A 24,355-nucleotide genomic window follows, 5' to 3' on the forward strand; every position below is an offset into this window, starting at 1 on the left:
AAACATCTTCCTCCAACTCCCTGCAAAGGAATGCCCCCTGTAATGGACTTCTCGCTCAAGCACCTGGCTGTGACCACCCTGCTGCTGTCCAGCTTCGCAACGTTCTCTGCGCCAGCACTCGCCAATATCACCGCGCAGCAGAGCGCGACCCTGGTCAAGACCCTCGCTGACACGTCGGTCACCGACTTCAGGCAATTCCTCGGCAGCGTGGCCAAGAGCGACCTGGCCAAGACCGCTGACCTGGGCCCGGCCATCAGTGCTTTTCTCGACAACAAGACCTTATCGGCTGAACAGCAGAATGAAATCCATCGCCTGCTGGGCATCTATGCACGGGTGAAGTACGGCAACGCGGCCACCAAAACCCTGAAGGAACTGGTGGCGATCCCGACCTTCCGCAAGGACGGCGTAGCCCAGCACGAGAATCCCGAATTCCTCAAGATCGCCGACAAGATCAAGAGCCTCGCCCAGGCCTTCAACCTGAACTTCCGCAACATCGACAACCGTGTCTATGAGATTTCCCTGGAAGGCAGTGGCGACGAAGTCGTGGGTATCCACGCCCATGCCGATGTGGTGCCGGTGACGCCGGAAAACTGGGTGCTGAAGGACGGCACGCGGCTCGATCCGTTCAAAGTCACCCTGGTGGGCGACCGCATGTACGGCCGGGGCACCGAGGATGACAAGAACGGCATCGTCGTGGCGCTCTATGCCATGAAGATCATCAAGGAAGAGAAGCTGCCGCTGGCGCGGAATTTCAAGCTGCTGGTGGACACCACCGAGGAAACCACCGGTGACGCGATCCCCTACTACTTCGAGCACAACCCGACGCCCAACTACAATCTGGCGCTGGATGGCGGCTATCCGGTGGTGATTGCCGAAAAAGGCTACGGCACGGTCATGGCGAACTTTGCCCGTCGCCCCGCGCAGGGCAAGGGCGCCGAGATCACGGCGCTGACCGGCGGCCTGGCGACCAACCAGATTCCATCGACATCGGTTGCCACCTTCGTCACTGACAAACCCGCCGAACTGGCCGCCAGCCTGCTCAAGGCCGGTACCGAGTATGCCAAGCACAATGGCGGCAACTTCGAAGTCACCAGCAAGGTCGTCGGCAAGGACGTCCAACTGACCTTTACCGGCGTTTCCGCTCACTCTTCCGAGCCCGAGTCAGGCGTCAACCCGGTGGCGCGGATGCTGGTCTTCATCAACGGCCTCGACGGCAAGGTCGCACTCAAGCACAACCACATCACCGACGCTGCCCGCTACGCCACCGACAACTGGGGCCTGGACTACCTGGGCAAGCAATTGGGGATTGGCTTCTCCGATGCCTTCATGGGCCCGCTCACCGCGTCCCTGACCTATGTCGGCATGGATGAGAAGACCTTCAAGCTCGCCGTCAACCTGCGGGTGCCGGTCGGCAAGTCCACCGACGCGCTCAAGACTGACATTGCCGATAAGCTGGCGGCCTGGAGCAAGAAGTCCCACGTAGCGGTGGCTTTCGACTATTCCATCGACGAGCCGATGTACCGCAACCCCGAAGGTGAATGGGTCAAGGCGCTGCAGGCCGTGGCCACCGAAAACCTGGGCATGGAGCACAAGTACGGCACCTCCGCGGGCGCCACTTCGGTCCACGACCTGCCCAACGGCGTGCAATTCGGCCTGGCGATGCCCGACGTCAAGTACACCGGTCATAACGACAACGAGTTCAAGACGGTCGAGCAGTTCATGCTGGACCTGCAGATCGTGACCGAGATGATGGGGCGGATTGGGCAGATGCCGAAGCTCTGAGTACACCCGATCCACTGTGGCAAGGTAGCTTGCTGCCTCGCCACAGTTCTGGTTACTCCTTCAGGTTTCAGTGCAAACCATAGGAATAGATACCCCCATCGTTATTGTCATACCCGTTGCCTTTGGCCCAGATCACCCGATCCTCGCTGGGTTGGAAGCCGAGGATGCCCAGGTAGCCGTCGATGGCGAGACGCTGCCAGGAGTGCCCCCAATCCGTGGAATAAAACACCCCATTCGCGGAAATGCTCGCGTCGGACCACCAGTAGAGCCAACGCGGTGGCCGGTGTTCGCTGGAGGTGTTGATCAACAGGCTGTTCTGCCCCAGATAGAAGTTCCCCTCGCGCAGCCGGGTATCCGATGCCAGCGGGTCGAATACGCTGGGAAGATCACTCAAGGGACGCCAGCTCAGTGCCTTGGTATCCAGTTCGGCGACAACATCCTGCCCATGGTCACCCTGGTCGATAAGACCCACCACCCGCCCGGCGTCGTTGTGCGCCAGCGCGTCGATAAACAGGCTGTCGTCACGCTGCACATCCACCACTTGCCACAGCGCCGCCTTGCGTTGCAACTGGGCCCGGGTCGTGACGTTGAAAGCGACATTGTCGCCTTCGCCGTCGGGGTTGCTGCCCCAGAAACGCTGGGACACCCAGATATAGGCCCGCTGCGCATCCAATTGGATGACATGGGTGCGCGTCTCACCATAGGTACCGTCGCCGGTGCGCCATTGTGTAACGTCGGGGCGCTTGACCTGCACATACTCGGCGGTCACCAGCAGCGACTCCGCCGCGACGATCGGCGTGCTGTTCATACCCCGGTTGGCGGAGTAGTAAACCCCGGTGGAAATCGCCCCTGGGGTGTCTTCGTCACTCTCCTCGTCAACGCCGCTCGGCTTACCCCAGGCCCAGACCTCATCCGAGCCATGGAAATAGGGCTCGAGGTTCCAGGCCAACTGATCGGCTTCGGGAAACCAACCGTTGGCCAGCCAGGTCCAGCGCTTGCCTTGATCATCACTGCGAAACACCACCGTCTGGCCGACACCATCGGGGGATGCGGCTTCAGGCCGGTCGAGCCCGGTGAGCAGGAAGACACTGGACCCGTCGGGGCTGGCAACCAGGCAGGCCGCGGCGCTGACATGGGCCACGAGCTGGAATCGACCCTGGGCGTCCAGCCGGGAGATGAAAGACGTTTCCTTTCCACCACCGGATAGGAGGCCGGCAAAGGTACCGGAACCTTCCGGCTCCAGATCTTCATCCCGCTTGCCATACGCCACCGTATCCAGGTCCACGCTATCGGCAGCGGCTTCGAGCTGCCCGGCCTCCCCCTCCATGCGTGCCACCAGCCAGGTGCCCTGCGGGGTCGCCACCACCCCCGTACAATACTGGGTCGCAGCCCGTTGCCGGGTATCCTGCACGGCCCCCACCTGCTGCTGATCGGGGCTGGCGCCGCCCCACTCCAGCTTGGCACGGGTAATCATCCACATGTACCAAAGGCCTGCGCATACAGTAATTGCGACAAACAAGGTAGTGAACAGCTTTGATCGAGGCATGAAAGGTCCATATCCATGGGAAAACTGAGAAGCTTTTCTCATTTCTTTCATCGGTAGTAAATTTTAATCGCACCAAAACGATGGAACCCGGTCGCATGTTCTTCATTGCTGTGACTCAGGTGGCATTCCGAGGCCGCCAGGTGCGCACTGAACCACAAGGAACACCCGATGCCCCCACGCGCCAGCCTGGATAGCACTCCCCCACAACCCGAACGCAGCGGTTTCGTCCGGGTGCGTGGCGCCCGCGAGCACAACCTCAAGAACATCGATGTCGATATCCCGCGCGATGCCCTGGTGGTGTTTACCGGCGTATCGGGGTCCGGCAAGTCGTCGCTGGCCTTTTCCACGCTCTACGCCGAAGCCCAGCGTCGCTACTTCGAATCCGTCGCGCCGTATGCGCGGCGCCTGATCGACCAGGTGGGCGTGCCGGACGTGGGCAGCATCGAAGGACTGCCGCCGGCGGTGGCGTTGCAGCAGCAACGCGGTACCCCCAGTGCGCGATCTTCGGTGGGCAGCGTCACCACGTTGTCGAGCCTGATCCGCATGCTCTACTCCCGGGCCGGCAGCTACCCGGCCGACCAGCCCATGCTCTACGCCGAAGACTTCTCGCCCAATACGCCACAGGGCGCCTGTGCGCAATGCCATGGCCTGGGCCGGGTCTACGAAGTGACCGAGGACTCCATGGTGCCGGACCCTTCGCTGACCATCCGCGAGCGTGCCGTCGCGGCCTGGCCGATGGCCTGGCAGGGGCAGAACCTGCGGGACATCCTGGTGACCCTGGGCTATGACGTCGATATTCCCTGGCGCGACCTGCCGAAAAAGCAGCGCGACTGGATCCTCTTCACCGAAGAAACACCCACCGTCCCCGTGTATGCCGGGCTCACACCGACCCAGACCCGCAGCGCTCTCAAACGCAAACTCGAACCCAGTTACCAGGGCACCTTCAGTGGTGCCCGGCGCTACCTGCTGCACACGTTCATGCACTCGCAAAGCGCCCAGATGCGCAAACGCGTGGCGCAGTACATGCGCGCCAGTGCCTGCCCCGAATGCGCGGGTAAACGCCTCAAGCGCGAGGCGCTGACCGTAACCTTCGCCGGCCTGGACATCGCCGAACTGTCGCAGCTGTCCCTGCTGGAACTGGCCGATGTGCTCAAGGGCGTCACGGCCCCGGGTTATCTGGAGCAGCCCGAAGAGTCGGCCGACGTCCTCACCCACCGGCAGACCAAAGAGGCTCGCGAACAACGGGCCGCCAGAGGCGACAACCCCCACGCAGGTGGGCCGGACGCGCGCCATACGCCCAACCTGTCCCTGGAAAAGCGCCTGGCCGCCCAGCGCATTGCTGCCGAACTGCTGGAGCGGATCGTTACCCTGATCGACCTCGGCCTGGGCTACCTGGCCCTGGAGCGCAGCACCCCGACGCTGTCCTCCGGCGAGCTGCAACGCCTGCGCCTGGCGACCCAGCTCAACTCGCAATTGTTCGGGGTCATCTACGTACTGGACGAGCCTTCCGCCGGCCTGCACCCTGCCGATAGCGAAGCCCTGTTCGATGCGCTGCAACGCCTCAAGGCCGCGGGCAATTCGGTGTTCGTGGTCGAACACGACCTGGACACCATGCGTCGCGCCGACTGGCTCATCGACGTGGGCCCGGATGCAGGTGAACAGGGTGGCCAGATTCTCTACGGTGGCCCACCTGCCGGTCTCGCCCAGGTGCCGGAATCACGAACCCGCGCCTATCTCTTTGCCGAACAGACCCTTGCCGCACGCAGTCCTCGAACGCCGGGCGACTGGCTGCGCCTGGAAGGTATCACCCGCAACAATCTCGACAATCTGAGCACGGCCTTTCCCCTCGGCTGCTTCACTGCCGTGACCGGCATCTCCGGCTCCGGCAAATCCAGCCTGGTCAGCCAGGCCCTGTTGGACCTAGTGGGCGCTCACCTGGGCCAGGCCAGCCACGACGCAGAACCGGATGAGGCAAGCCTCGAAGACGAACCCGAACAAGCCAGCGGCGGACGCGTCGCCGGGCTGGACGCCGTCAAGCGCCTGGTCCGGGTGGACCAGAAACCCATCGGTCGCACGCCGCGCTCCAACCTCGCCACCTACACCGGATTGTTCGACCACGTGCGCAAGTTATTTGCCGCGACAGAGCAGGCCCGTGAACTGGGATTCGATGCCGGGCGGTTTTCTTTCAACGTCGCCAAAGGCCGCTGCGAAACCTGCGAAGGTGAAGGCTTCGTCAGTGTCGAGTTGTTGTTCATGCCCAGCGTGTATGCGCCCTGCCCGACCTGCCACGGCGCACGCTACAACCCGCAGACGCTGACAGTGAACTGGCAGGGATTGAACATCGCGCAAGTGTTGCAACTGACCGTCAACCAGGCGCTCGAGGTGTTTTCCGGGCAAGCGGCGCCAAGACGGGCATTGCAGGTCCTGCAGGACATCGGATTAGGCTATCTGCGCCTGGGCCAACCGGCCACGGAGCTGTCCGGTGGTGAGGCTCAGCGCATCAAGCTGGCAACGGAACTGCAACGCAAGGCCCGAGGGGCTACGTTATATGTGCTGGATGAACCCACCAACGGTTTGCATCCACAGGATGTGGATCGGCTGCTGGTGCAGTTGAATCGCCTGGTGGATGACGGTCACACGGTGGTTGTGGTGGAGCACGACATGCGGGTGGTGGCGCAAAGCGACTGGGTCATCGACATCGGTCCGGGCGCGGGTTCCCAGGGCGGGAAAGTGGTGGTGTGCGGGACGCCCGGCCAGGTGGCCGAGTGTGTGCAGAGTCGAACCGCAGGGTTCCTGAAAGGCGTGTTGCACGCCTGAATGCTAAAGCTTTTTTCAATGTCACTGGCCGTATCGGAAAGGTTGTCTATACTGCTTTCCAGTTAATCGTTTCAGTACGTGTAGTTTAACTGCAGCCTCACGGTTCTTGGATATGAGGCAGTACTTGCCAGGAGGCACAATGACATCGATCCACTGCTTGAAACAGCAACATCGCAGGGTGCCGGAACAGCATGATCACCCTCTGAAGCGGTCCGAGATGAGCAAAGCCCTGAGCCATGTGTGTCGTTGTTGATGTTGGCTTGAAAAACTTCCACCACCATTTGACGACTCTAAAGGTATAGAGCCTGGCTACGTCAAAGTCTTACATTCAAATTTTCGAGCTCGTTCATTATGCTCAAGCCCATTTCAAGCCATCTGTTCAATTTGATCCAAGAGGTGGAGAACAACATCTCAGGCGTAAGCGAAGAGGAATATACCGAGGTACTCGGATGGATATTCTCCAAGCTGGGGATCGAAAAATTCGCCTACGTCCATCTGGAACCCACACCGTCCAACAGTTCCAGGATTGCCATCTACAGCAACTACCCCTCCGAATGGGTGGACACCTACCGCAGGAACTCACTCTACAAAGCAGATCCTGTCATGGCGAACACGGCCATCACCGCAACGCCTTTTTTCTGGAATGAAATACCGGAGGAAATCGACAACAACGCCGAGATATTCGACCAGTCGGCCTCCTACGGGATCAAACAAGGCTACACCGTTCCCATCCATGAGCCCGGTCGAGCATTCGGTTCCCTTCACCTGTCTTCCGAGGAGAATGATCCCGACTTCCCCACCATCATCCGTGCGAACCTGTTCATCATCAAGAGCCTCAGCGTCATCGCCAATCAATATCGACCCATGGAAACCGCCGTTGAAAGCAATTTGAAACTATCGCCCAGGGAGAGTGAGTTCCTGCGCTGGCTCGCGCTGGGGAAGAACTACAAGGAGATAGGCCTGATCATGAACATCACCGAACGAACGGTAAAGTTTCACGCCAAGCAGATGACCGAAAAAATGGATTGCACCAATGTCAAGCAAGCGATGATCAAAGCCGTACAGCTCAACTTCGTTTGATTCCCTTCCTTATACCCCGCCCTCTAACCCAGGCATCTGGCGACGGTCTTATCAAGACCCGACGCCCTACTTGCCATTAGCGCAAGCGCGCACATTCAGGCGAATACCACCTGCGACGCGATATTGAAAAGCATGCCGCATGCGAACAAACCAATCACCAACGAAATGGCCCGACTCAAGAAGCGGCCGGAAACAATGCTGTGGAGTTTACGCCCACAGAATGCCCCGACCGCGATCCAGACCAACCCGACCGGAAATATAATGACCGTAAACAGCGCCATGAATGACAAGTAGTTGTTCAACGACAAAAACGTTCCGGTCGGTGCAACGAAGGAAACGAAAAACAACCCTTTCGGATTGGTCAATGTCGCGACAAAAAGGTCAGGCACATTGATACCCACTGAGCTGCCGGGCAGATGATCCTTTACCGAGAACCACAGCTTCAAAGAAATATAAAACAAAAAACACACTGCAAAAATCTTGGTCGCAATGACCACCCAGGAGTGATCGGTCATCAAAAGATCGATAGACACCCCCCACATCGTCATCTGAATGACATAAGCCAGCCATTCCGCCACGACAAACCTCATGGAGCGAGCATTCAGCCCTCTATTTATTCCGGTTTGCAGCAGCAATGAATTGGTCGGCCCCGGAACCAACAGGACAGTCATCAATGAAAGCGCGATATAAGACATAAGGTCATCCATGCCAGGAGCCACGATGGCTCTATTTTTTCAGGTTCGGACAGGTCTTCCTACACAACATCAACTTTTTAGTTGTATGACATCAGACCAATTTTTCACACTTAGAGCAGTTACACTAAAGTCGCGCTGGTCGGCTCGAACTCTTCGCTCACTACTCATACAGCCGTTTAAACTTCCAGCATGGGCTCGACCCTGCTACTTAAAAACGCTCCCATACCTTTATTGCAGCTTGGTTACTTACTTCGCTCCCGAGTGTCAATTTTTCGACCCGCAGTTTATCAGTACGTTATCGGCGCTTAAGCCAGCCGTCAAAAAATACACACCCATTGACCGCCCAGATACGCCATCTTTTTGCTTGTCAGCGTCATCTACCGGCTATTCCAAGCCGGTACTTTTTTGGACTCTAGACGGTACTAAACCGCCCTCCCGCCATCCTCTTCCAGAACAGTATCCGTCGCACTGAGCCAGCAACTAATTAGACTATACACTCTACAACATCCCGCACTGTACTTTAGGACAGTTGAAATGATTTAGTGCAAAGTTAACAGTAGCTCCACCCACAACAAAGAAACGTCATTCATGAACTACTCATCCTGTATTCATCATTTTTCCGGCGTATCTACCCGCATCGAATCTTACTCGAAAATCCCGCCCCAAACGCTGCAACAGATACTTGCCATTCGCAAAACCGCGTTCATCGACAGAAAGAAGTGGGACATTGAAAGTTATCAAGGCACCGATTACGAGTGGGATGAATATGACGATCCTGACGCGACCTATATTTATGCTCACGAAAATGAACGGGTCACCGGTTGCGTGCGACTACGTCCGTCCAGCAAACCGACGCTCATGAGTGGTGCTCTAAGCTTCATCCTCCCCACCGACAATATCAGGCCTGGTTTAACTTACTGTTGGGAAGCTACCCGATTCGCACTTTCGGCAGATAAATCTTCAGCAAGAGAACTCACCCTGGCCAACATGGACGTTCGCACGGTGGCACTTTTCCTGTCAATGATAAAGTTTGCACAACTGCAAAATATAGACATCTATGAAATTGTCGTTGACACCCTGATGGAAAAAATTCTTAAACGCTCCGGCTGGACCATTGACAGGCGCAACACAGCGCTGGGCTCAAAGGGAGAAACCATCATTTACGGCACACTGCCATGCACGCCTGATGCTTATAAAGAAGTGCTCAGAAAGAACGCCATTCAGACCATCACCGCCTACGAACAACTCCTTACGGCCAACCGTTCGTCAGACACATCCCATAAACTCTTTGATATCGACAGAACCGCCACCGGCCGAAACATTCCAGCAAAAAAACAAATGCACACTGAGTTGCATCTATAACACCAAGACTCTGGCATGAAATTGGAGAAAGGATGAACCTACAACGACTATTCCCGCATGTTGGCAAAGTGATTGCCAGTACTGGAAGCCGCAACTTTCCCCGCTTGTTGCACGACTTGATACTCACCGAACTACCGGTCGATGCAACGCATATTACCGAGCAAAGGATAGGCTCGAGCCATGTTTCTGAACCCAGCACATCCAGCATAGGCGGCGTTGGCATGGACAGCGCCTGCATCGACGCAGTCATGGATGCTCATACCGCAAAGCCTTTTTTCCTGGCCGATGACATTTTTTTCGAGGATTCGACTCCGCAAAAGGTCCCCAATTTTTCTCGCTGCCTGCTCAATCGGGCCCCATCGGACAATCCCCTCTGCCACGACACAACCAGTCAGTTACATCTGACCACTCGTAAAAATGGTATTCGCTATGTCCTTTCCGTATACCGCTCACCCTTTTCCAAAGGATTTACCGCACAGGAACACGCCCTGCTGAAAGATTTTTCCTGCCTTCTATTGCCCATGGTCGAAGAACATGTTGCCGCCCTGGTGCCAGCGGAGGTCAATCGACAAGACGCTTGCCTCCAATTGGAGGGACCGGAAAACGGCGGGATGGAAGCATTACGCCAGAGATTTGCCGATCGCCTGGCTTTGTCCGGATTGAGCTTGTCCTCCCGTGAAACCGAAGTGTGTGTAGGTTTGCTGGCCGGACGCACGGCCCCTGAACTTGCCGAGCAACTCAACCTTAAAGTCAACACCGTCGAAAGTTATCTGAAACGTGCCGCGATAAAAATGGGTATTGGCGGACGCCGCTCGCTCATTCGCTGGATGCACTCGATGGATGCCACGCCCTCGGGCATCGAATGGAGCGGTATTCCCGCTATTCGCCAAGCCGTATAAAACGTCCCCCCAACCTTTGCTCGGTCACCGCAATCGAGCGGGTGTTGGGGGATGATTTACCCCCTCGTATTCCCACCCTCCATTATTTCTCCAGTCGACCGGCGCGTGCAGCGCTTCAGCCACTCCAGCACATCGTCGACATAAGTGAAAATCACTGGCACCACCAACAGGCTCAACAGCGTCGAAGTCAGCAAGCCGCCCATGACCACCACGGCCATCGGTTGCCTGAAACTGGGGTCTTCACCCATTCCCAGGGCAGTTGGCAACATGCCGGCGCCCATTGCGATGGTGGTCATCAGAATGGGACGGGCACGCTTGTGGCAGGCGTCTACCAACGCGTCATATCGACCCAGGCCATAATCGCGGCGAGCCATAATGGCGTACTCCACCAACAGAATGGAGTTCTTGGTCACGATCCCCATCAACATCAACAAACCGATGACCGAAGGCAGGGAAAAGCTGAAATTGCACACCAACAAGGCCACCAGCGCACCGCCCAGAGAGAGTGGCAGCGCCGAAAGAATCGTGGCCGGCTGCAGGAAATCGTGAAACAACAGCACCAGGACCGAGTAGATACAGAACACCCCGATGGCCATGGCCAGGCTGAAGCTTCCGAACAGTTCAGTCATCAGTTGCAATTCGCCCTGCTCCACCCTTTTTACCTCAGGTGGAAGATTGCGCATCGCCGGTAACTGGCTGGCCTCGGCCATGACTTCACCCAGATTGCGCCCGTTGAGTTCGATGGACAGGGTGATGTTGCGCAAGCGATCGAGCCGGCTGATCTGCGCCGGCCCGCTGCCCATACTGATGTCCCCCAATGAGGACAGCGCGACCTGGCCGTCGCGGCCCGTGACCCGTAGCTGGTTGATGCTCTGCAGATCATCGCGCAGCAGCGAATCCATGCGCACCCGCACATCCACCTGGCGCTGGGACAAATTGATTTTTCCCAACTGCGAGGAGTATTCGCCGTAGGTCGCCATGCGCAAGGTATCGGCGATTTCCTGGCTGGTGATGCCCAGCTCCGCCGCGCGGGCAAAGTCCGGGCGCATCTGGATTTCCGGACGTTGCAGCGCGCTGCTGGAAGTGACATTACCGATCCCGTGCAACTCACGCAGTTGCGGTTCCAGGGCACTGGCCGTGCGCTCCAGCAGGTCGCCGTCGTCGCTGGCCAGGACGATATTGAGTTTCTCACCGCTGCCGTCGCCCCCGACATTGATACGTACCCCGGGCAATGTGCGCAGCGCCTCGCGCATCTGCGCTTCGACTTGGACCTGCTTGAGGTCGCGCTGATCCCGATCCACCAGATCGACCGTCAGGATGGCATCGCCGGCACCGGTTATGTCGGCCGGCCCGCCCGAGCTGCTGGCCGTCCCTACGGAGATAAACACATGCCTGACCTGCGGCATCGCACTCAGCCTTTCGCTGGCCTGCAACGCCATCGCGGTGGTTTGCTCCAGGGTCGTACCGGGCGGCATCTCCAGGGTGATCCGGCTGCGGCCAACATCCTGGGCTGGCAGGAAACTGGTGGGCAACAACGGCACCAGCGCCAGGGCACCGATGAAAAACAGGCTGGCCAGAACCATCGTGGTTTTGCGCCGGGACAGGCTGGCATGGATCCAGCCCAGATAGCGGGTCATCAATGGGCCGTCGTGGTCGGTATCGTTTTTTGCCTTGAGGAAATAGGCCGCCAGCATCGGGGTCAGTACCCGCGCCACCAATAATGAAAACAGCAGCGCCACCGAGGCGGTCACGCCAAACTGGCGGAACAGTTTTCCAGCCACCCCGCCCATGAACGCCGTGGGCAGGAAGACCGCGACCAGGGTGGCCGTCGTGGCGAGCACCGCCAGGCCGATTTCATCCGCGGCTTCGGTGGCGGCCTGCAGCGGCGTCTTGCCCATGCGCAAGTGCCGTGCAATGTTCTCGATCTCGACGATGGCATCGTCCACCAACACGCCGATGACCAAGGCCAGGGCCAACAGGGAGACGGCGTTGAGCGTGAACCCGGCCAGGTACATCACGCCAAAGGTGGGAATGATCGACAACGGCAACGCCGTGGCGACGATCAACGTGGCGCGCCAGTCCCGCAGAAACCACCAGACCACCAGCACCGCCAGCAGCATACCTTCGTACAAGAGGTTCATCGAGTCGTGATAATTGGCGAGCACGGCCTTGACCGTATCGCTGGCCTCGTCGATGTGCACATTGGGATGCTGCTGCACAAACTCGGTCATGCGCTGGCGCACATCGTTGGCCACACCGATGTCGGAGAACCCCAGAGACCGGGTGATCTGGAAACCGATCACCGGCTTGCCGTCGCGAAAAGCCCGGCTGCTGCGCTCGGCGTGGGTGTCGCGAATGTCCGCCAGTTGATTCAACGCCAGCAGGCGCCCATCGCCGCTGGGAATATCGATGGCACCGAGGGCAGCCGGATCGTCGATGGCGCCCAGGGTGCGCACGGCCTGCTGGCCGCTGCCCAGGTTGCCCTGGCCGCCGGAGTTGTCCTTCTGCATCGCCCGCAGTTGCGCAGCGACGTCCGCGACACGGATACCCAATCCGGCCATCAAGGCCGGATCGAGATTGACCTGGACTTCCCGATCAACCCCGCCGATCCGCGAAATCAGAGCCACGCCCAGCACCGACAACAGCTGTTTGCTCAACTCATTATCGACAAACCAGGACAACGCTTCCTCGTCCAACGCGTCGGAATCGATGACGTAGGTCAGCAGCGGCGATGCGCTGGTGGTCAGCCGCGACACCGAGGGCGTGTCCAGGCTGGCCGGCAACTGCGGCATGGCACTGTCGACGGCATTGCGCACTTCGTTCAGCGCCTCGTTGCCGTCCTTGTCGATGTCGAAACTGATGCTGATGCTGACGGCGCCGTCGGTGATCACCGTGGTCACATGCTTGAGCAGGCGCAAGGACGTGAGCTTGTCCTCGATCTTGCGCGCCACCTCGGTTTCCAGCTGTTCGGGGGCCGCCCCCTCCAGCGAGGCGCTGACCACCACCACGGGCAAGTCCATGTCCGGGAAGTCCTGGATGGCAAGCTTGCCAAAACCCAACAGGCCGAAGAGCGTGAGCAGAATGAACAACATGACCGCCGGGACCGGGTAGCGGATCGACAAGGCTGAAATATTCATGGCTGGGCGACCTGGGACTGCACGAGGGTCACGCTCGCGCCGTCATTGAGGAAGGCGCCGCCGGCACGCACGATACGGGCCGCCTGATCATCCAGGCCGCTCAGGATCTCTACCGCCTGATGCAGGCGCCTGCCCACCACCACTGGTCGCTGGACCACATGCAGGTCGTCGTTGAGGGTGAACACATAGGAGCGCCCGTCACGCAGGATCACCGCCGTGTCCGGTACCGTAAGCGCTTCGCGGGGGGCCAGTTCGATCTGGCCGCTGGCATACATGCCGGCCTGGGCTGGGCTGTCGGTGGGCAGGGCGATGTACACCAGTGCCCGGCTGGTCTTGGTACTCAATGTGGGCGATACCAACCGTACCTGCCCTTCCAGGCTTTGGCCGCCAGGCAACGTCAATCGGGCAACCTGACCGGCCTGGACCTGGGCCAACTGGCGGGCGTCCAGTTCGGCCTGCCATTCGATGCGACCGTCGCGCACCAGGCGAAACAGCTCGTCGCCGGCGGACAGCACTTTGCCGAGCAGCGCCGTGCGCGCGGAGACGATGCCATCGTCCACCGCCACGATACGCGTCTGCCGCAACCTGATGCGGGTGCTTTGCAATTCCGCCCGAGCCCCGGCCAGGTCGGCCTCGGCCAGCGCCACCTTGATGCGATAGTCTTCGCGCTGCTGCTCCGACAAGGCACCGCCCTGGCCGACGACACGGGCACGGCGGTCGTTGGACCTGGCCTGTTCCAGGTTGGCCACCGCCTGGGCGACCAGCGCCTTCTGTTTGCTTTCCTCGGCGAGCACGGTGTCAGAGGCCAGCGTCGCCAGCAACTGCCCCTTCTTTACCCGACTGCCTACGTCGGCTTCGAGGCTGGCGATGCGCAGGCCACTGGTCTCGGCATTGATGACCGCTTCCTGCCAGGGTGCAAGTGCGCCGTTGGCGAACAGCAGTTGCGGCCAGAGCTGGAGCCGGGCCTGGACCACCTCCACGCTCAAGCTACTGACACTGGGCGCTGCCTCGACCGGCTCAGCGCCACGGCGCAGCGTCATCAGGATTGCCACGACCCCGAGCACGGCGAATGCCAGCAGGATTTTACGCAACGTCGCTCTCACACGCCCTCTCCGTTCGATGCCGGGTGCCGAGCCAGCGGTTGACTGGCTTGCCATCCGCCGCCCAATGCCTTGTACAGGGCGATCCAGTAGCGAACCTGATCCTGTTGCAAGGTGATCAATTCGATTTCAGCCGTCAGCGCCTGACGGCGGGCGGTTTCGCGATCCAGCAGACTGACGCTGCCAGCCTGCCAATTGCGGTCGATGGCCTCGAACGACTCGCGAAAGCCGGCGGTGGAACGCTCGACATCGGACTCCCGTCGCCGCGCCGCATCGAGGCGCACCAGCGCCTGTTCGACTTCCATGACACTGGTGCGCAGCGTCTGGCGATAAACCGCGAGGGCGGCGTCGTAAGAGGCCCTGGCACCGTCCACCGCCGCGCGCCGTTTGCCGCCGTCAAGCAGTGGCACCGTCAACACCGGGCCCAGCGACCAGGAGCGGTTGCGCTGCCCCACCGTGTTGCCTACCGAAAAGGTGCCGGACAGGCTCAGGCTCGGCAGCCGGTCCGCCTGGGCTACGCCGATCTCGGCATTCGCCGCCGCCAGTTCCCGTTCGCGGGAGGCGACATCCGGGCGCTGGCGCAGCATGTCGGCGGGGATCTGCTGCACGTTGAGCCCGGCAGGTTCGGGCAATTGCGCCGGGGTCTTGCCGAGCACGCCGATCACTCGCTCTTCATCGCCGCCGGTCAGCGCCACCAGACTCTTGAGCAGCACCGCGCATTCACTCTGCTGCTGGACCAGGGCTGCCGCGCTGCTGGCGGCACTGGCATCGGCCAGGGCGGCGTCGGCGGACGAGGTGAAGCCGGCACCGAACGACTGCCGCGTGATGCGCGCCGTGTCCTGTTGCGACTGGGCCTGGTCCTTGTAGGCCAGCACCAGTTTCTGGCAACCGCGGTATTGCACGTAGTAGTCGCCCACCTGTGCCGCCAGGGAAACCCGTGCGTCATGCCAGTCATCCACCCGCGCCTCGACACGTGAACTGACCGCTTCGTTATTGCGCCGCAGCTTGCCGAACAGGTCGATCTCCCACGCCGCGTCCAGCGCGGCGGAAGAACCCGAGCCACCCAAGCGCTGGGGTCCCGTCTGTTGGCCGCCACGACCTTTGGATAACCGGCCATCGACCCTGGGCATGGCATCGGCTGCATCGCTGTCTGCGGTCGCCCGTGCCAGCGCGATATTGGCCCACGCCTGGTCCATCGACGGGCTGTCGGCTTCGGCCAGGCGCAGCAGCTCGGCCAACGCCGGGTCATCGAACTGCTGCCACCAGTCAGCCAGGGCGGCCACGGACGCTCCATGGGGCAAGGGGGCTTGCCACCGGGTCGCGACCGGGACGACCGGCGTCCGATAATCCGGCCCTAATACGCAGCCGTTCAGGACCACCGCACACAGTGTCGCCAGCAGTAGGTTTTCCCGGGGCTTGAAGACATGCATAGGTTTTTTTGGAGGCCTGGCAAAAGTGAACGAACCGTTCAGGGACGCGGCAGATTTGATTCGGTTATTTAACCCTGGGGGCGGTTTTGTGTCTGGCGTGGGAAACGGGGACAGGTGCCGGCAAGAAAGTTCGCGAGAAGTGCGCAGGCCTGCTGAAATGCCCCGGACCCGCGAATATCTCCCCCTGTGGGAGCGAGCCTGCTCGCGATAGCGGCGGTACATGCACCATCGATGCGGCTGCCCTACCGCAATCGCGAGCAAGCTCGCTCCCACAGGGTCCTGCGCCTCCCTTTCCATAGCCAACGGATGATCGAACATGGAAGCACTCAGTTACCTCGAAAATGTCGAGTCGAATGCGCGAACCTATGCGCAGGCTTTCCAGCGGCTATTTGTCAGCGGCAAGGGGATGCGGATCAAGGACGCCAGCGGCCAGGAATTTCTCGATTGCCTGTCGAATGCCGGCACCCTGGCCTTGGGGCACAACCCGCCGCAAGTCCGGGACGCCGTGATGGATTTTCTTGCCGGCGATCATCTGCAGCAGGCGCTCGACCTGGCGACACCGGCCAAGCATGCCTTCGTGCAGGAGCTGTTCTCGATGCTGCCGGCAGGCATGCGCGAGACCAGCAAGATTCTGTTCTGCGGGCCCAGCGGTTCGGATGCGGTCGAAGCAGCCATCAAGCTGGCACGCCACTACACCCGGCGCTCGCCCCTGATGGCGTTTCATGGCGGCTATCACGGGATGACTGCCGGGGCCTTGTCCGCCATGGGCAACCTGTCGCCCAAGAGCGCCGAAGGTCTCATTGCCCAGGGCACACACTTCTTGCCGTTCCCCTATCGCTTCCGCTGCCCGTTCGGCACCGATGGCGAACATACCGATCAGTTGTCCATCGACTACATCCGCACCGTACTGTCGGACCCCGAAGGCGGCGTAGCCAAACCGGCGGCGGTGATCGTTGAGGTCGTGCAGGGTGAAGGCGGCTGCATCCCGGCCTCGGCCAACTGGCTGCGGGCTCTGCGGGAAATCACCCTGGAGCAGGACATCCTGCTGATCGTCGACGAAGTCCAGACCGGCCTGGGTCGTACCGGCAACACCTTCGCCATTGAGCACGCGGGTATCGTGCCCGACATCCTGGTGCTGTCAAAAGCCATCGGCGGCGGCTACCCCCTGTCGGTCATCGTGTATGCCAGGCATCTGGATACCTGGGGCCGCGGCATGCACGCGGGCACGTTCCGCGGCAATCAGATAGCGATGGTGGCGGGTGCTGCAACCATGCGGCAGATCAGGAAAGACAACCTGGTTGCCAATGCCGCGCGGATGGGCGAGCGGCTGAAGAACGGCCTCCAGGACATCGCGCAACGGTTTTCCTGCATCGGCGACATCCGTGGTCGCGGCTTGATGATCGGCGTGGAAATCACCCAACCGACCGCCACCCAACGCGCCGGCCAGGCCGACGGAGCCCTGGCACACGCCATCAAGCTCAACTGCTTCGACAATGGCCTGATGATGGAAACCGGAGGGCGCCACGGCGCGGTACTCAGGTTCCTGCCGCCCCTGACCATCACCGAGAGCGAAGTCGACATGGTCCTCGACCGGTTTGAACAGTCCCTTGGAAAAATCGCCGAAACCCGCCCGCGTGTGGCACGCGAAACGGCCTGAGGAGCAACACCTTGTGGGAGCGAGCAAGCTCACTCCCACAAGGGATTCGGGGGGACGCCGGGTTTGTGCCCGACACCAGTCCCATTGTGGGAGCGAGCCTGCTCGCGATGAGGCCTTCAGCTTCAGCGATTTCTCGCCTATTGGTGCTGCACCTGCACCATCGAGTTCACCTGCACCCGCGCCTGCATCTGCTCTGCCCCACCACCCCGGCGCATGCCACGTACCGGGCAGGCGTCGAGGTAGTCCAGGCCGACCGCCAGCTTCAGATGCCGGTCGGGGCGGATCAGGCGGTTGGTCACGTCGAAGCTGTACCAGCCATTGTCCAGCCAGGCTTCGGCCCAGGCATGGCTCGCCAGATGCGTTTCATCTTCGGTGTACAAATAGCCGGAGACATAGCGCGCTGGAATGCCCAGGCTGCGCGCGCAGGCCAGGAACGCGTGGGTATGGTCCTGGCAGACGCCCGTACCGCCGGCAAACGCCTCGGCGGCCGTGCTGCTGACAGCGGTCGTGCCAGGGCTATAAGGCATGCGCGTCGCGAGTCCCTCCATCAGATCGCTCAGCGCTGCACGATCGCGTCGCCCCGCACATTGCTCCACGGCAAATGCGCTCAGCGCATCATCCGCCTGGGTCAGGCGGCTGCTGCGCAGGAACGGCAGCGGCGACTGCGAGTCCGGTTCCATCTCCACCGCCTGATGGATCTGCACCTCGCCATAAGCGGTCAGCACCAAGGCGCCGTGGGGCTCGTCCATGGTCATCACATGCAGGATGTTGCCATAGGGGTCGAGCTGGCTGCGCACCAGACGGGGTAATTCCAGATGCCATTGCAGGACGCGCTGGCGCTGGCTGTCCCTCGGGGTCAGGCGCAGGAACTGGATGCTGGTGCAGACATCGTCGGTGTAACGGTAGGTGGTGTCGTGGCGTATGGACAGTTTCATACGACCTCCAGATAGGACTCGTGAACGGTCTGGCCCAAGTGACGGATCTGGTCGATGAGATCGGTCAGCCAAAGGTGCAGGCCCGACGCCAGGATCTCGTCGATCCCGGAATAACGCAGGCGCGCATTCAACTCCGCAGCCAGGCGCTGGGCCGGGCGGCCGTTGTGACCTGGCAGGCCGGCGAGAATCTGGTCCAGCTCCTCGATGCAGGCATGCAACGAACGCGGGACATCGGCGCGCAGCAGCAACATTTCCGAGACTTGCTCGGCATTCGGCGCGTTGCGGTAGATCTCGTTGAAGGCCTCGAACGACGACAGTGCCCGCAGCAAAGCGCTCCACTGGTAATAGCCGCGGGCCGAATTGTCGCTGACCTCTTCCGATTCCTCGCCGAACATTTCGTAGCGCGCATCCAGCAGACGCAGGGTGTTGTCCGCCCGCTCGATGAAGGTTCCCAGGCGAATGAAACTGTAGGCATCGTTGCGCATGATGGTGCCCGACGTCGCGCCGCGGAACAGGTGCGAGCGCTCCTTGACCCATTCGCAGAAATGGCTGATGCCGTAGCGACCCAGGCCATTGCTGGCGATGTTGCGCATTTCCAGCCAAGTGGCGTTGATGTTTTCCCACATGTCGGCGGTGATCCGCCCGCGCACCGCATGGGCATTGGTCCGCGCTGCTCGCAGGCAGCTATAGATGCTGCCAGGGTTGGTTTCATCGAGTGCGAAGAAATGCAGCATGTGTTCGCTGTTCAGCTCGCCATAACGTGCGTTGTAGTCGTCCAGCGTGCCGGCCGCCAGCAGCGACATCGCCAGCTCGGCATGACCGTCGCTGCGCCCGGCCTGGGGCATCAGCGACAGCGAGTAACTGACTTCGAGCATGCGCGCCAGGTTCTCGGCGCGCTCCAGGTAGCGGGACATCCAGTAGAGGTCCGAAGCGGTTCTTGAAAGCATGTCTTAATCCTCCACTACCCAAGTGTCCTTGGTGCCGCCGCCCTGGGACGAGTTCACCACCAGCGAGCCTTCACGAAGCGCCACGCGGGTCAGGCCACCTGGCACCAGGCGGGTTTCCTTGCCCGACAGCACGAACGGCCGCAGGTCGATATGGCGCGGCGCGATGCCACTTTCGACAAAAGTCGGGCAAGTGGACAGGCTCAGGGTCGGTTGGGCGATGTAGGCTTCGGGACGGGCCTTGAGTCGTGCACGGAAGTCTTCGATTTCCGCTGCGGTGGCCGCCGGCCCCACCAGCATGCCGTAGCCGCCGGAGCCCTGGGTTTCCTTGACCACCAGATCGGGCAGGTTCGCCAGCACATGGGACAGTTCCTCGGGCTTGCGGCACTGCCAGGTGGGCACGTTCTTCAGGATCGGTTCTTCAGTGAGGTAGAAGCGGATCATCTCGTCGACATAAGGGTAGATCGACTTGTCATCGGCGACGCCGGTGCCGACCGCGTTCGCCAGCACCACGTTACCGGCACGGTAGACGGCGATCAGGCCCGGCACGCCCAGCATCGAATCGGGGTTGAACGACAATGGGTCGAGGTAGGCATCGTCGAGACGCCGGTAGATCACATCCACCTGCTTGGGACCGGCGGTCGTGCGCATGTAGACATGGTCGTCGCGCACGAACAGGTCGGCACCCTCCACCAGTTCCACGCCCATTTCCCGAGCCAGGAACGCATGCTCGAAATAGGCACTGTTGAAGCGACCCGGGGTCAGCACCACGGCGGTGGGATTGTCCAGCGGGCTCGAACTCTTGAGGGTGTCGATCAGCAGGTTCGGGTAATGATCGATGGGGGCCACGCGCTGGGCGGCGAAAAGCTCGGGGAACAGGCGCATCATCATCTTGCGGTCTTCGAGCATGTAGCTCACGCCGCTGGGCGTACGCAGGTTGTCTTCCAGCACGTAGTAACTGCCGTCACCGTCGCGAACCAGGTCGACGCCGGCAATGTGGGCGTAGATGCCCCGGTGCAGGTTCAGGCCCTGCATCGCAATCTGGTAACCCTCGTTGGCCAGCACCTGCTCGGCGGGAATGATGCCTTCCTTGAGGATGTGCTGGTCGTGATAGATGTCGGCCAGGAACATGTTCAGGGCCTGGACCCGCTGGATGCAGCCCTGCTCGACTTTCCGCCACTCACTGGCCTTGATGCTGCGGGGAATGATGTCGAAGGGAATCAACCGCTCGGTGCCCTGCTCGTCTCCGTACAGGGTGAAGGTGATCCCGGCTCGATGGAACAGCAGGTCGGCTTCGCGTCGACGCTGATCGAGCAGTTCGACCGGCGTGTCCGCCAGCCAGCGTGCGAAGGCTTGGTAATGCGGGCGGCAGTCACCCTTGGCGTCGTACATTTCATCAAAAAAAGCTCGGGGCATAGCCAACTCCCAGCCGCGTTCTACACGGCATTTCTTATTACTTCGTCATTCCAATGGTCCGGCCTTGCCTTGCGTTAATGAGCCCTGTTTTTTCTGAGCACCTCGATAGACATCCGTCTCTGGTGTGGCCTTTGCGTCTGGATGACGTGCGCCCCCGTTTATATCTGCGTAATGAATGTCTCCGCTTTATCGAAGCCATCGGTGCGATGACTTTGTCTCAGGAACCATAGCAAAGGCTGTGCCTAGCCACGGAATATGCGCACGCAAACTGGAAAAAACGGCCTGAACGTACGCTAAAGCGAAATTTATTTTCATTCTGGCGACTGAAAGGCTGTTCAAAGGCTGAAACGATTAGTTCGGCGCGCTGTAGCGTGTAGCGGAACGAGTCGAATCGGTGCATCGAAACGGGTAACAGCCATTACCTGCCCTGAAATGGGGAAATTTATACTCACTGCCGTCATCCCGACGTCTTGCACGCCCCTTGGGAGCTGGCCTTCTGTCGCCTCCCCGCGAACAAACTCAACAGAGGGACTTGCGCTCACAGTATTATGGTATACCATCATACGCACAGACATCTTTCACCCCGTCTACGGAGCAGCTCATGAGTTTCGAAATTCGCAAGATCGTCAGCTATGTCGAAGAAACCTTTATCGAAGGTGGCAAGGTCACCGATAAGCCGGTAACCATGGTCGGGCTGGCGGTGGTCATGAAGAACCCTTGGCTGGGTCGTGGCTTCGTTGAAGACCTGAAGCCGGAAATCCGTGCCAACTGCTCCGATCTCGGTGCATTGATGGTCGAGCGCCTGGTGGGCATCATCGGCGGCGCAGAAAAAATCGAAGCCTACGGCAAGGCCGCAGTCGTCGGCGCCGACGGCGAAATCGAGCACGCTTCCGCCGTGATCCATACCCTGCGCTTCGGTAACCACTACCGCGAAGCGGTCAAGGCCAAGAGCTACCTGAGCTTCACCAACAAGCGCGGCGGCCCAGGCACCTCGATCCAGATCCCGATGATGCACAAGGACGACGAAGGCCTGCGTTCGCACTACATCACCCTGGAAATGCAGATCGAAGACGCACCGCGCGCCGACGAAATCGTCGTGGTGCTGGGTTGCGCCGATGGCGGTCGCCTGCATCCACGCATCGGCAACCGCTACATCGATCTGGAAGAACTGGCCGCCGAGAAGGCGCAGTAATCCAGCCCGGCCCCCACAACAAGAAAAGGCAAGCAGGAGCGCTCCATGATTCGGCTCACCGCTGAACTCACCCCGGCCGGCACCAGTTACCTGGCGACCGGCCAAGGCCAGCCCGTGGTCTTGATCCACGGCGTGGGCCTGAACAAAGAAATGTGGGGCGGCCAGGTCGTTGGCCTGGCCACGAAGTACCGCGTGATTGCCTACGACATGCTCGGCCATGGCGCCAGCCCACGCCCCGCCAATGGCACCGGTCTGCTCGGTTATGCCGACCAGTTGCTGGAACTGCTCGAGCACCTGCAACTGCCTCAGGCCACGGTGATCGGTTTTTCCATGGGCGGCTTGGTGGCACGTGCCTTCGCCCTGCATTACCCGCAGCGCCTGCAAAGCCTGGTGGTGCTCAACAGTGTGTTCAACCGCAGCCCCGAGCAACGCGCCGGGGTCATCGCCCGGACGGCCCAGGCCGCCGAGCATGGCCCGGATGCCAACGCCGAAGCCGCACTGTCGCGCTGGTTCAGCCGCGAATACCAGGCCGCCAACCCGGCACAGATCGCCGCGCTGCGCCAGACCCTGGCGAAGAACGATCCCCAGGGCTACCTGACCACCTATGAACTGTTCGCCACCCAGGACATGTACCGCGCCGACGACCTGGGCAGCATCCAGGCCCCCACGCTGATCGCCACCGGCGAGCTGGACCCGGGCTCGACCCCGGAAATGGCCGAACAACTGGCCGCGCGCATTCCCGGTGCCGCCGTTGCCGTGCTCGCCGAGCAGCGGCATATGATGCCGGTGGAATCGCCACGCCTGGTCAACCAGTTGCTGCTGGAATTTCTCGACAAGGCGTACGCCCAACCCAATCCAATAAAGGGGATCGTTGCATGACACTCGCACGTTTCCAGATGTGCATCGGCGGTGAATGGGTCGATGCCCTGTCCGGCAAGACCTTCGAAAGCCTGAACCCGGCCCTGGCCCAGGCCTGGGCCGAACTGCCCGATGCCGGTGAAGCCGATGTCGAACGCGCCGTCCAGGCGGCACAAACGGCGTTCGACAGCCCTGCCTGGCGTGGCCTCACCGCGACCGCCCGGGGCAAGTTGCTGCGCCGTCTCGGTGACCTGATCGCCGAGAACAAGGAACAACTGGCCCAGCTGGAAAGCCGCGACAACGGCAAGCTGATCCGCGAAACCCGGGGCCAGGTCGGCTATCTGCCGGAGTTCTTCCACTACACCGCGGGCCTGGCCGACAAACTCGAAGGCGGCACCCTGCCCCTCGACAAGCCGGACATGTTTGCCTACACCGTGCACGAAGCCATGGGCGTGGTGGCGGCGATCATTCCCTGGAACAGCCCGCTGTACCTGACCGCGATCAAGCTCGCCCCGGCACTGGCGGCGGGCAACACCATCGTGATCAAGCCGTCCGAACACGCCTCGGCGACCATCCTGGAGCTGGCTCGCCTGGCCCTGGAAGCCGGATTTCCAGCCGGCGTGGTCAACGTCGTGACCGGTTATGGCCCGAGTACCGGCGCCGCCCTCACCCGTCATCCGCTGATACGCAAGATCGCCTTCACCGGTGGCGCCGCCACGGCTCGCCATGTGGTGCGCAGCAGCGCGGAGAACTTCGCCAAGTTGTCCCTGGAGCTGGGGGGCAAGTCGCCCAACATCATTTTCGCCGACGCCGACCTCGACAGTGCCATCAACGGTGCGATTGCCGGGATCTATGCGGCGTCGGGCCAGAGCTGCGTGTCCGGCTCACGGTTGTTGGTGCAGGACGAGATCTACGATGAATTCGTCTCGCGCCTGGAAGAGCGCGCCAAGCGCATCCGCATCGGCAACCCGCAAGACGACAGCAGCGAAATGGGCCCGATGGCCACCGCCCAGCAACTGGCCGTGGTCGAAGGCCTGGTCGCCGATGCCATCGCCGAGGGTGCGCGGCTGCGCCTCGGTGGCAAGCGCCCGCAGAACCTGGGTGACGGCTGGTTCTACGAGCCGACCCTGTTCGAATGCGACCGCAATTCGATGAAGATCATGCAGGAAGAAGTCTTCGGCCCTGTGGCGTCGGTGATTCGCTTCAAGGACGAAGCCGAAGCGCTGGCCATCGCCAACGACTCGCAGTTCGGCCTCGCCGCCGGCATCTGGACCCGCGACCTCGGCCGCGCCCATCGCCTGGCCCGGGACGTGCGTTCGGGCATCATCTGGGTCAACACCTACCGCGCCGTCTCGGCCATGGCACCTATCGGTGGCTTCAAGAACAGCGGCTACGGACGTGAAAGCGGCATCGATTCGGTGCTGGCCTACACCGACCTGAAAACGGTGTGGATCAACCTCTCTCAGGCACCGATGCCTGACCCCTTCGTGATGCGCTAGGAGACT

17 protein-coding genes are annotated in these 24,355 nt (G+C 60.9%); 9 read left to right on the forward strand and 8 right to left on the reverse strand.

Annotated elements, in window-relative coordinates; genetic code table 11:
* The first annotated feature begins 42 nt into the window (after positions 1-42).
* Positions 43-1,782 (forward strand): dipeptidase, encoded by a 1,740-nt coding sequence (locus LOY67_RS15265; protein WP_265063281.1) that lies wholly within the window; start codon positions 43-45, stop codon positions 1,780-1,782.
* Positions 1,783-1,849: 67 nt separating this feature from the next.
* Here the strand turns inward: LOY67_RS15265 and LOY67_RS15270 are convergent, their stop codons facing one another.
* The gene (locus LOY67_RS15270; RefSeq protein ID WP_320109989.1) at positions 1,850-3,328 is read right to left on the reverse strand and encodes a hypothetical protein; all 1,479 of its coding nucleotides are present in this window, start codon (positions 3,326-3,328) and stop codon (positions 1,850-1,852) included.
* A gap of 168 nt (positions 3,329-3,496) precedes the next feature.
* Here LOY67_RS15270 and LOY67_RS15275 point away from each other — a divergent pair, with 168 nt between their 5' ends.
* The gene (locus tag LOY67_RS15275; RefSeq protein WP_265063283.1) at positions 3,497-6,145 is read left to right on the forward strand and encodes an excinuclease ABC subunit UvrA; all 2,649 of its coding nucleotides are present in this window, start codon (positions 3,497-3,499) and stop codon (positions 6,143-6,145) included.
* A 351-nt stretch (positions 6,146-6,496) separates the two neighbouring features.
* A complete protein-coding gene (locus tag LOY67_RS15280; RefSeq protein WP_265063284.1) occupies positions 6,497-7,225 on the forward strand; it encodes a helix-turn-helix transcriptional regulator in 729 nt (242 codons plus the stop codon).
* A gap of 95 nt (positions 7,226-7,320) precedes the next feature.
* Here LOY67_RS15280 and LOY67_RS15285 read toward each other — a convergent pair whose 3' ends face one another.
* A complete protein-coding gene (locus LOY67_RS15285; protein ID WP_265063285.1) occupies positions 7,321-7,920 on the reverse strand; it encodes a LysE family translocator in 600 nt (199 codons plus the stop codon).
* Between the two features lie 588 nt (positions 7,921-8,508).
* On the opposite strand from LOY67_RS15285, the gene LOY67_RS15290 reads away from it, so the two are divergent.
* Both LOY67_RS15290 and LOY67_RS15295 read left to right on the forward strand, forming a co-directional pair.
* Entirely contained in the window at positions 8,509-9,282 is a 774-nt protein-coding gene (locus LOY67_RS15290; protein WP_265063286.1) for an acyl-homoserine-lactone synthase, read from the forward strand.
* A 32-nt stretch (positions 9,283-9,314) separates the two neighbouring features.
* Positions 9,315-10,181, forward strand: a complete 867-nt coding sequence (locus LOY67_RS15295; RefSeq protein ID WP_265063287.1) for a helix-turn-helix domain-containing protein — start codon at positions 9,315-9,317, stop codon at positions 10,179-10,181.
* Between the two features lie 56 nt (positions 10,182-10,237).
* On the opposite strand, the gene LOY67_RS15300 is transcribed toward LOY67_RS15295, so the two are convergent.
* Genes LOY67_RS15300 through LOY67_RS15310 form a run of 3 tightly spaced genes read right to left on the reverse strand, consistent with a single transcriptional unit; the run spans position 10,238 to position 15,848 of the window.
* Complete coding sequence (locus LOY67_RS15300) at positions 10,238-13,318, reverse strand: efflux RND transporter permease subunit (protein WP_265063288.1); 3,081 nt, start codon at positions 13,316-13,318, stop codon at positions 10,238-10,240.
* On the reverse strand, positions 13,315-14,409 hold the full coding sequence (locus LOY67_RS15305) for an efflux RND transporter periplasmic adaptor subunit (RefSeq protein ID WP_413776218.1): 1,095 nt from the start codon (positions 14,407-14,409) through the stop codon (positions 13,315-13,317). The genes LOY67_RS15300 and LOY67_RS15305 overlap by 4 nt, the downstream gene beginning before the upstream one ends.
* Positions 14,410-14,417: 8 nt before the next feature.
* Positions 14,418-15,848: an efflux transporter outer membrane subunit gene (locus tag LOY67_RS15310; RefSeq protein ID WP_265063289.1), complete on the reverse strand. Its 1,431-nt coding sequence runs from the start codon at positions 15,846-15,848 to the stop codon at positions 14,418-14,420.
* Between the two features lie 316 nt (positions 15,849-16,164).
* Between LOY67_RS15310 and LOY67_RS15315 the strand changes: the two genes are divergently transcribed.
* Entirely contained in the window at positions 16,165-17,505 is a 1,341-nt protein-coding gene (locus LOY67_RS15315; RefSeq protein ID WP_265063290.1) for a diaminobutyrate--2-oxoglutarate transaminase family protein, read from the forward strand.
* 137 nt (positions 17,506-17,642) lie between these two features.
* On the opposite strand, the gene LOY67_RS15320 is transcribed toward LOY67_RS15315, so the two are convergent.
* Genes LOY67_RS15320 through LOY67_RS15330 form a run of 3 tightly spaced genes read right to left on the reverse strand, consistent with a single transcriptional unit; the run spans position 17,643 to position 20,800 of the window.
* Positions 17,643-18,440, reverse strand: coding sequence for a transglutaminase family protein (locus tag LOY67_RS15320; RefSeq protein ID WP_265063291.1), 798 nt, complete (start codon positions 18,438-18,440; stop codon positions 17,643-17,645).
* Positions 18,437-19,387, reverse strand: a complete 951-nt coding sequence (locus LOY67_RS15325) for an alpha-E domain-containing protein (protein WP_265063292.1) — start codon at positions 19,385-19,387, stop codon at positions 18,437-18,439. Before LOY67_RS15325 ends, LOY67_RS15320 begins: the two co-directional genes overlap by 4 nt.
* 3 nt (positions 19,388-19,390) lie before the next feature.
* Entirely contained in the window at positions 19,391-20,800 is a 1,410-nt protein-coding gene (locus tag LOY67_RS15330; protein ID WP_265063293.1) for a circularly permuted type 2 ATP-grasp protein, read from the reverse strand.
* Between the two features lie 601 nt (positions 20,801-21,401).
* On the opposite strand from LOY67_RS15330, the gene LOY67_RS15335 reads away from it, so the two are divergent.
* From LOY67_RS15335 to LOY67_RS15345, 3 genes are read left to right on the forward strand one after another with little or no spacing between them, the layout of a single operon-like run.
* A complete protein-coding gene (locus LOY67_RS15335) occupies positions 21,402-21,992 on the forward strand; it encodes an amino acid synthesis family protein (RefSeq protein ID WP_041022990.1) in 591 nt (196 codons plus the stop codon).
* A gap of 45 nt (positions 21,993-22,037) precedes the next feature.
* Positions 22,038-22,871: an alpha/beta fold hydrolase gene (locus LOY67_RS15340; RefSeq protein WP_265063294.1), complete on the forward strand. Its 834-nt coding sequence runs from the start codon at positions 22,038-22,040 to the stop codon at positions 22,869-22,871.
* Positions 22,868-24,349 (forward strand): aldehyde dehydrogenase, encoded by a 1,482-nt coding sequence (locus tag LOY67_RS15345; RefSeq protein ID WP_265063295.1) that lies wholly within the window; start codon positions 22,868-22,870, stop codon positions 24,347-24,349. The genes LOY67_RS15340 and LOY67_RS15345 overlap by 4 nt, the downstream gene beginning before the upstream one ends.
* The last annotated feature ends 6 nt before the right edge of the window (positions 24,350-24,355 follow it).

This window comes from Pseudomonas sp. B21-056 (assembly GCF_026016325.1).
Classification (GTDB): Bacteria; Pseudomonadota; Gammaproteobacteria; order Pseudomonadales; family Pseudomonadaceae; genus Aquipseudomonas.

Bases quoted from the DNA above. Each gene is read 5' to 3' on its own strand.
- LOY67_RS15300 (WP_265063288.1), bottom strand. From the start codon at position 13,318: ATGAATATTTCAGCCTTGTCGATCCGCTACCCGGTCCCGGCGGTCATG.
- LOY67_RS15280 (WP_265063284.1), top strand. From the start codon at position 6,497: ATGCTCAAGCCCATTTCAAGCCATCTGTTCAATTTGATCCAAGAGGTG.
- LOY67_RS15335 (WP_041022990.1), top strand. From the start codon at position 21,402: ATGAGTTTCGAAATTCGCAAGATCGTCAGCTATGTCGAAGAAACCTTT.
- LOY67_RS15265 (WP_265063281.1), top strand. From the start codon at position 43: ATGGACTTCTCGCTCAAGCACCTGGCTGTGACCACCCTGCTGCTGTCC.
- LOY67_RS15330 (WP_265063293.1), bottom strand. From the start codon at position 20,800: ATGCCCCGAGCTTTTTTTGATGAAATGTACGACGCCAAGGGTGACTGC.
- LOY67_RS15275 (WP_265063283.1), top strand. From the start codon at position 3,497: ATGCCCCCACGCGCCAGCCTGGATAGCACTCCCCCACAACCCGAACGC.
- LOY67_RS15320 (WP_265063291.1), bottom strand. From the start codon at position 18,440: ATGAAACTGTCCATACGCCACGACACCACCTACCGTTACACCGACGAT.
- LOY67_RS15345 (WP_265063295.1), top strand. From the start codon at position 22,868: ATGACACTCGCACGTTTCCAGATGTGCATCGGCGGTGAATGGGTCGAT.
- LOY67_RS15285 (WP_265063285.1), bottom strand. From the start codon at position 7,920: ATGTCTTATATCGCGCTTTCATTGATGACTGTCCTGTTGGTTCCGGGG.
- LOY67_RS15325 (WP_265063292.1), bottom strand. From the start codon at position 19,387: ATGCTTTCAAGAACCGCTTCGGACCTCTACTGGATGTCCCGCTACCTG.
- LOY67_RS15340 (WP_265063294.1), top strand. From the start codon at position 22,038: ATGATTCGGCTCACCGCTGAACTCACCCCGGCCGGCACCAGTTACCTG.
- LOY67_RS15295 (WP_265063287.1), top strand. From the start codon at position 9,315: ATGAACCTACAACGACTATTCCCGCATGTTGGCAAAGTGATTGCCAGT.
- LOY67_RS15315 (WP_265063290.1), top strand. From the start codon at position 16,165: ATGGAAGCACTCAGTTACCTCGAAAATGTCGAGTCGAATGCGCGAACC.
- LOY67_RS15290 (WP_265063286.1), top strand. From the start codon at position 8,509: ATGAACTACTCATCCTGTATTCATCATTTTTCCGGCGTATCTACCCGC.
- LOY67_RS15310 (WP_265063289.1), bottom strand. From the start codon at position 15,848: ATGCATGTCTTCAAGCCCCGGGAAAACCTACTGCTGGCGACACTGTGT.
- LOY67_RS15270 (WP_320109989.1), bottom strand. From the start codon at position 3,328: ATGCCTCGATCAAAGCTGTTCACTACCTTGTTTGTCGCAATTACTGTA.